The organism is Protofrankia sp. Cr1 (assembly GCF_963555865.1).
Classification (GTDB): domain Bacteria; phylum Actinomycetota; class Actinomycetes; order Frankiales; family Frankiaceae; genus Protofrankia.
Genome location: NZ_CAUVXO010000020.1, coordinates 22,399 through 30,301, shown reverse-complemented (window position 1 = coordinate 30,301; position 7,903 = coordinate 22,399). Strand labels below are relative to the sequence as shown.

The window sequence follows — 7,903 nt, the reverse complement described above, 5'->3', positions numbered from 1 at the left end:
GCCGGCGGGAGCCGGCCACCGCGCGATCGCCAGCGCGGGCATCGCGACACCCATGACCGCGTACGGGCCCGGAGCGTCCGCCACCAGGACACCGACGACGCGGTGGTGGGTAGCGGCCGCGACGGCCGCGTCACGGTGAGCACCCTGATATGTCCGCGCACCGGCCCAGCTCGCCAGCGGTACAGCGATCAGAAACAGGACAGACAGGATGACCAGGGCGGCGGCCTCGATCCGATCCGCCGGCCGGCACAGCGGGTTGTGCGCCGAACTGAGCCAGCGCACCCTTCGAATCAGGCGTGTACCAGGATATCGCGATATGATCGACATTGCTTTCTGCCCTCCGAGCTCGATGCAGCTCCGGTCAGCAGAGTCCGCCGTTGTGCCACGGCACGGGCTTGCGGCCACCATCATCCCCGTCGTCCGTCCAGCTGGCTTGCCCGTGGCAGGTGCCGAGGAGGCTCATATCTGGGCAGCCGAATATGTGAGCCGCCGAACCGCAGCGGACAGAGCGTTGATGCGTGACACTTGAGTCATGACTCACTCTTCGAACCTCTCCGGACAGTTCGGCGTATACGTACCGTTACCGGTCGGCCGATCCGGTCGGGACATCTGACTGGGCATCGGCGATGTCCGGTCAGATGTCGGCGTTCGTCGGATCGATCTCAACCGCGATCGTCCGCCGAGCGGACAGATATGTCGAGATGCTGGACGAGGCACGGCTGGACGGCCGTATGCGGGTCGCGGAGCCGGGCCTTCTCGATCGGTTCGAAAGATATGCCGCCGACGTTCTCGATCGGTATATCCCACCTGGCCCCCGCAATCGCGATAGCCTTGTTTTCGCCGATTTATACAACCAGGCGGCACTCGCCCCAGCCGAGGACGGCGAACATTCCACCATCGCGGCGCTGCTCGCAGCGGAGGTCGAGGTTCGTGGTCCGCTGCGGCTCACCCCGGCACAGACCTTGCGCCTGGCCGAGATCCTCGAGCGCCTCGGCCACCGCTTCGCGCGGGCCGACCTGCCGCTGCACGCCGCGTTCTCCTTCGATCGCGCCGGCGGCCTGTTCCTGCAGGTGGAAAACCATCTCGCCCGCGACCGATGCCTGCTTGCGGCGCATCGGGCCCGGCACCGGGCCCGAGGTCGGGGCGTGCGCAAGATTCTGGAGACAATCTCGAATCTGTTATGTGGCTACGGGTACCAGCCCTATCGTCTGCTCGCCTGGGCGTTTGTCCAGCTCACGGCGCTGATTCTTATTTTGACAATTTTTTTCGGCGTCTCGTTGGTTACCAGCGTGCACATGGCGCTCACCAACTACCTCAACCCGCTGGGATTCGGCGATGTCGATGGCCTGCCCGACGGCGCCTGGGCTCTGCTCATAGTCGAGTCCTATGCCGGAGCGGTGTCGCTGAGTGTCTTCTTCGCCCTGCTGGTGCGGCGATGGTTCCGGTTATGAGGTGATCGGTACGAGTGTGGTTACCCACGGTCACCAATCCGCGTTGCCGCGTCGCGTCTGTTCGACCGCCTGCAGCGTCTGCAGGGCGATCTGGTCCCGAATTCGAGCGACCTGCGTGTTCCATTGGCGGCTGAATCCGGGGCGCTGTTCCAGCGCATCCCACAGCGGCGACAGCGCCGGGTCAACCTGTGCTCCGGGCATCCAGACGTGGAACAGCCGTTCGACGGCGGTCGTGAGAATGTCGATCGCTTGCTGCCCCAGCGCTTTTAGCCGGTCGGTCTGTTCGATGACCTGCCCAAGCGTGGTGAGCAGCCAGTCGTGCAAGGCGAAATCCTCGCAGAAGCGCGCGGCGAGGCCGAGCTGGCTTTCGTCCACAATCAGCTCGATGGCGTGTACGACATCGCCGTCGGACCGGACCCGCGCGACGGGACCGTCGTGGTCGCCGACCCGGGCGGCCCAGCGGACCCAGGTCGGCCGCGCCCGTACGGACGTCACGTGATCGAGCTGTACATGACCTTGGATGTCGCTTATCAGGCGTTCACTGACCGAGCCCAGATCAATGGTGGACGACGGTGTGGAGTCCGCCAGGTAGCCCTCGGCGAGCTCGGCGGCATCCGCCCGACTGATGACTTCGACCACGCCCAACTGGTCGGCGTAGTGTGACCACGCCAGCCGGCTGGGGCCGGTCGCACGCCGGAGGTAGGCGCTCGCCGAGCCCTGCAGCACCAGACCCGAAGTGATCATAGCGCGAGACGTGACCGTGCCGATTCCCCGGGCCCGGACTCGGCTTGAGGTCGCGAGCGTGCAGTCGATCCCGGTTACCAGCTCTGGTGAGACGGCGTGAGCGATGGGGCGTTCTGTGCACAACACGCGGCGCCCCGGCACCGTCCCGAGGATCTGAGCCACGAGCGGCGTCGGAAGCGGCGCTGTGTTGTGCAGGAGGCAGGTTCGGACCTCACCGAGGACCAGCATCGGGTTTTATGTTCCTTCGATGAAGACGTGTGAAATGCGGTCAATGACCTTGCGTGGTATCTCCAGACCTTCACTCGCCCCGCGTTCGACCACCTGGCCGATGACGGGCTCGTCAAGGCTGAGATGGCTGAGGATGAGTTTGATCGCGTTTTCGATCGGCAGGTACCGCTGCGGCAGGATGGAGACCGACCGGTAGGCACAGAAGGGCGCTGCCCGCGGATTCATCTGCATCACAGCGGGCAGTTCGTTCCAGGTCTCGGGTATGTCGTCGATCCCGAGCGTTAGCTGGTGCGGATGCGCGATCGGCTCGCCGAAATGGCGCAGCATCCCCAGCCGGAGCAGGTGCCAGATCGACGCTAGAAAAGGACACGACCAGGTCCGTTGGATCACCGTCTCGCCGCCCACCCGTTCCTCGACGTCCTTCCACAACTCGATGTCGAGGAAGATCGAATGGTTGCGCTTGCCGAACTCCTGCGGCGGCTCCCACCGCTGGGTGTGCATGGCCTGGTCGGTGCCGGTCTCGGGAGACCGTTCGCCGTTGCAGAGCCAGCCCGACTGATGCGGCGGCGGGCGGGAGCCGTTCGTGCCCGGAGCGGGTTCGGGAAGCAACCTGGCCGCGACGAGTTCCGCGAGCGGCACACCGTCCGCCACCCAGCAACCCGCCTCGCGGGCGATGTAGTCGATCGACACGCCGCATTCGTCCCCGATCGCGACGAGCTTCTGCAATATTTCATTCGGATTCGTACTGTTAAAGAAATAGTCGTCAACCAGAAAACAGGTGCTGACGCGGGGCCGATCGGTGGTGACGCTCTTTTTGGCGGCCGTGGCCCACGGCGCAAGCCGCTGAAATTGGCGACGTATCCGTTCCTCGTCGCTGGGCAGGTCCTCCATATAGAAGTGACCCACTTCAATCGAAAGGTGCGACAACGGTACGCCGCGAACACTGTCCTGATTGCTGGCTTCGGTGTAAGCGACGACTTCCAAGGCGGTCACAGCCCTTCCCACACACCGTCGTCGGTCAGATTACGGGCCAACTCGTCAAAGGCTTCGACGGTCGCGGCGTTGGCGAGGTTCCCGGAGACGTCCGCATCCGAGATGACCTGTTCCCGCCACTGTAGCACCGGCTCGACCGGCGTCTCGCCCAGCGTCGCGCTGTGCCCGAGCCGGTTGCGCAGCGCCAGCTGTTTGAGTTCATCATTGCAGGTACGCAGCCACTTCGCCTGCGCCGGCCGGTCTGCGGAAAGCGGCGAGTTGAGGACGGGTACCGCGGTACGGACGAACCGGATCGCGTCCTGCAGCGCCTCACGTCCGTGACCGGCCCGAGTTCCCTCGTCGAGGAGTCCGTCGTTGCCGTAGACGAGACTATGGGCTGCGACGATATGCTGCCTGGTCCAACGGTGGAATACCAGCCAGCGGACGGGAATCGAGCGGATTTCCGGAGCTGCCGTCGCGTTCAGCGCCATGTGCAGGGCGTGTGATCGGCCGGCACTGAGATCGACCACACACACCTTGAATTCCTGGTCCAGCCGCCGGAACAGTTCGATGCAGCGGCGTACCTTCTCGGCGGAGCTGGGGAATTCTGCCCCACCTCGATCGCCGGCGAACAACGCCAGCCGGCCCGCCTTGGCGTGCAGCGTGCGAAGGCCCGAGCGGTCGGAGGTGGCGCGGACGTCAACCTGGTACGGGCTGCTGATCGTTCCGCCGATGTAGGAGTGGAGGCCGACGTCCGCGCCGCAGTCGATTTTCGAGATCTCGAAGATCGCTCCAGCGGTGGGGGATCCGAAGTCGAAGTCGAGGTAGGCGACATCGTTGCCCGCGAGCGACAACCGGTAGGCGATGTTGCAACTCGTCACCGACCGGCCCGTTCCGCCCTTGTCCGAAGCAGCGAACACCAGCATGGCTAGATGATCCTTGCTGCGTCGATGCGTGCAACAGCCAGCTCGTCAAGTTTGCGGAGCGCCTCCATGGCAAGGGCGCTGGCCGATGACGGCCGCTCACTGAGAATCCTGCGCGCCCGCGTCAGCGTGGCCTCGATCTCCAGGAGACCCGTGTTCAATTCGGATCGATCATCGGCGTCGGCCTGCAGGATTTCCTGATTCAGCAGATGGTCGGCCTCACTGAGTAGTTCGCGGGCGTTGTCCACCATGTGCGTGGTGCGCAGCGGCGTCTCCTCGTACGTGCCGGCCGCGGCGACAAGCCCTTCGATCATGCGCTCGGTCAGATACCACGAGGGCCTGTTGTCAACGGGACCCCCCGCGGGGAGGAGGAGCTCGACCGGGTTGTCCCACAGCCCCGACCCTGGACCTTCGCGCAACCGGCGGCGGACGAGATGGTCCATCGTGGCCTCGGCGACGACCATGAGGCGGTCGCGGGCGGACACGTTCGCCGACAGCCTTGCGGCCTGCAGCGTGCGTTTGAGAAGCAGCGGCGCGAAGTCGGCGGCGCTCCAGAAGAGCTGCGGGCCCAGGTCCTCACTGCCGTTAAGGGTCATCTGTACGCCGGGCACGTGCAGCGCCACGGCGGGATCGCTCTTCGTGACTCGACTGGTGATCCGGCCGCGACGCGCCAGTTCCTCGAACACCTGTACCGCGCGGGTGAGATCGTCGTCGGTCGCTCGCCGGTTGATGAGGTCCTGAACAAGTACCGAGCAGACGAGCAGGCTGTAGTAGTCCGACTCCTTGCCGTCGGAGGTCTGCCACGGGATGTTCTCCAGCGGCCACGCCTGATCACCGAATCGGGCGATGGTGGACCAGTACCGTTGAGTGAGGTCCCAGCGAATCTGCAAGGCCTCGGCCAAACGCCGCTGCTCATCGTTGAGGAGGCCCAGCTCGCGAGTCCGGGGTGAGAGGAGGTCGTTGATACCGTCGAGCGCCACAACCGTGAAATACAGATAGGGTCTGGCTTCGGCAACACCGGAACGTTGCTGAAAGCCGTCACTTACAAAGTCGATCCGCCCGGCGTTCTGTGCAATTCCCCAGGCCCATCCGCATTCGAACAGCAGATTCTCGTTGTCGAGGCCGACGTCGGAACCCACCCCGATCCGGACGTCGTCCCGTAGCCTGGCACGGACCCGGGCGAGGTTGTTCCGTAGTTCCTGGAGCACTATGCGTTCTGAGACTCCCGCCGCGTTCATCATATGGAGCATTGCGCGGCCGTACGGATCGTCCGGTTCGACGGTTTTCACTACGAAGCTGCGCAGGAGCCCCAGCATGGCCGCGGTGAGTCGGCGACTCGTCGACGCCTCGATCTCTTCGACCTTCCGTCTCACCTCGGGGCGGCGCTCGACAGTCGGCTTGTAGACACTGATGAAACCCAATGCCGCAAGGCACAAGGTCACCGACATCGAGTAGGCGTCGACGACGTCGAGCTCGAGCTGCTCGGCTGTGGCCGCAGGCTGTGGCCCGCTGGCCTCCCGCCGGAGGTAGCGGCCGCCGGTGAAGACGGGCTCCCCCTTCTCGTCCGAGTACCTGCCGATGTAGTCACCAAGTATCTCGACGATAACCCGAGGTATGCGATTGCTGTCGCCCAGTGGCTTCAGCGTGGTTCGCACATCGTCGGCGATGGCATCCGGGCGGTCGAGCGCCAGGTTTTCGATCGTTGTCGCCGGATAGAGGATGCATAGAAGCTGCTCGGCATCACTGATCGAGTTGGACTCGTCCCTCCCGCCCCAGACCCAGGTTCCGTCCTGGTAGGCGGTCGCCAGCACCGCGCGCCAGATGTCAAGGATGTGTTGCCTTGGCTGAATCCTCACCGTAGCCGTCCAGAATAGGTTTGAGGCGTTATGCTCAGGCGGCCGCGAATAGACTGCACAGTTCCGTAACCGTATGAGTACGCTTGCAATGTACCAGGGAAGCTGCTGACCTTCGTCGCCGGGACCGTCCCCTTCGGCGTGGCCTGTACGCTCCGAAGCCGGGCGCAAACGCGAAAGGTGGCCCCACGGGTGGCTTTGGACCGCCCGTACCGGGCATCGTCGCACGAGCTGACTGTGCTCGCGGTGCGGCCCGGATCATCGCGTCGCTCGTCGGGCAACCGTCCAGGAGTCGGCTCGACCAGTGGCGGCAAGCGCCGACCTCCGCTACCTCTGCAGTCCACTGAACTTCACACCTTGAAGCTAGCGAGTTGGACGCACGGGGAGACAACCGGGATGACCGCTATTGCACATGGGACGGCGGATATTCAACCATCCGCGCCGTATGGTCACCCATGAACCTCGCCGGCTTGCAAAGATCAAGGGCGTCCTGCTGTTCAATGGTGAGGTCACGCCCGCCGAGGAGCGAGCAGACCAGTTCGGCGGTGGCGGGGGCGAGCGTCACTCCAAGGCCGAAGTGACCGGTAGCTGCGATCACTCGTGCGTCCTCCGTCACGGGGCCGATGATCGGGTGCTGGTCCACGGTGGCTGGCCGGACGCCGGACCAATGGCGCTGTACCGTCCAGGAACGAGCGGTCGGGACCAGTGCGGTGACTCCCGCGAGTACAGATTCGTAGCCTGCTCTGGAGGGAATGCTGTCCGGTATTCCGTACTCGTACGTCGCGCCCGCGGCCACCCGTCCGTCCACGCGCGGGACCAGGTATGCCGACTTGGTTCCCTCCGCCGTCTCGATTTTGGCGTACAGCTGGAAACGAAGGGGATAGCTCGCCACCCGAGGTACCTGGAACTCCATTGCCTGTCCCTTTACGGGAAACATCGGATCGACGGTGCGAGCCGGCAGTAACTGGCCGCTACCCAGCCCCGCGGTGAGCACGGCGTGACGACAGCCGAGCATCTTTCCGCCCTTCACGCGGATCATTATGCTGTCCGGTGTGCTCCTCATCTCCTCTACCGTCGCACCGGTGAGGACGGTGACACGCGGATCCCGTCGCAGTACGGAATCGAGCGCGGAAAGCAGGCGAGCGGGCTCCAGGGACGCTTCCCGCGGCAGCAGGAATGCGCCCTTTGCGCGCCGCGTGAGCAGCGGCTCCAAGGCCTGAAGCTCGGCTGGGGAGCACGGTACGACCTCGACGCCGCGCGAGATCCATTCCGGCAGCAGCACGCAGCCGAGCCGGTCGAGTTCGGTACCCGACAGTGCCACCTGGAGCAGACCTGCGGTATGCAAAGGTATTGACACGGCGGCTTCGTTTTCGATCTCCCGCAGCCAAGCCGGATAAAGCGCGCGACTCTGATCCGCGAGAAGACTCAGGCTTGCTCCGCAGATGTCGTCACTCTGCGGCGTAATCCCTCCTATTGCCGCCGACGAAGCCATCGCGCCGAGCGAACGGGCTTGATCTACGACCGCAATCCGCTCGAATAGGGAGCGCGCCTGGTAGGCGACCGCGCAACCGATGACCCCTCCGCCGACAACGATGAGGTCGAACTGCGTGCTCACCCGGCCTCCTGTTACGGATTGCTACCACAGGCGTCGTCGTGCGAATCTGTGGGCGTGTCATGAAGTGTAATCCCGATCGAGTCCAATGCCGTGAATTTTGCGATGTCCGCCCTTCTG

6 protein-coding genes and 1 pseudogene are annotated in these 7,903 nt (G+C 64.5%); 1 reads left to right on the top strand and 6 read right to left on the bottom strand.

All coding sequences use genetic code 11. The features are described from left to right. Nucleotides 1-282, bottom strand: a pseudogene (locus tag U9980_RS03800) (hypothetical protein); the annotation flags it as partial. A gap of 356 nt (nt 283-638) precedes the next feature. Between U9980_RS03800 and U9980_RS03795 the strand changes: the two are divergent. After that, nucleotides 639-1,451 carry a hypothetical protein gene (locus U9980_RS03795; protein ID WP_322766699.1) on the top strand — a complete coding sequence of 271 codons (813 nt, stop codon included), beginning with the start codon at nt 639-641 and terminating at the stop codon, nt 1,449-1,451. A 30-nt stretch (nt 1,452-1,481) separates the two neighbouring features. On the opposite strand, the gene U9980_RS03790 is transcribed toward U9980_RS03795, so the two are convergent. The 5 genes from U9980_RS03790 to U9980_RS03770 all read right to left on the bottom strand — a co-directional run bounded on the left by U9980_RS03790 (nt 1,482) and on the right by U9980_RS03770 (nt 7,786). Next, nucleotides 1,482-2,423 (bottom strand): SCO2521 family protein, encoded by a 942-nt coding sequence (locus U9980_RS03790; protein WP_322766698.1) that lies wholly within the window; start codon nt 2,421-2,423, stop codon nt 1,482-1,484. 6 nt (nt 2,424-2,429) lie between these two features. After that, entirely contained in the window at nt 2,430-3,416 is a 987-nt protein-coding gene (locus tag U9980_RS03785) for an SCO2522 family protein (RefSeq protein ID WP_322766697.1), read from the bottom strand. Next, nucleotides 3,413-4,321, bottom strand: a complete 909-nt coding sequence (locus tag U9980_RS03780) for an SCO2523 family variant P-loop protein (protein ID WP_322766696.1) — start codon at nt 4,319-4,321, stop codon at nt 3,413-3,415. The genes U9980_RS03785 and U9980_RS03780 overlap by 4 nt, the downstream gene beginning before the upstream one ends. Nucleotides 4,322-4,323: 2 nt before the next feature. After that, nucleotides 4,324-6,174: an SCO2524 family protein gene (locus U9980_RS03775; RefSeq protein WP_322766695.1), complete on the bottom strand. Its 1,851-nt coding sequence runs from the start codon at nt 6,172-6,174 to the stop codon at nt 4,324-4,326. A gap of 400 nt (nt 6,175-6,574) precedes the next feature. Continuing rightward, a complete protein-coding gene (locus tag U9980_RS03770) occupies nt 6,575-7,786 on the bottom strand; it encodes an NAD(P)/FAD-dependent oxidoreductase (protein WP_322766694.1) in 1,212 nt (403 codons plus the stop codon). Nucleotides 7,787-7,903: the final 117 nt, after the last annotated feature.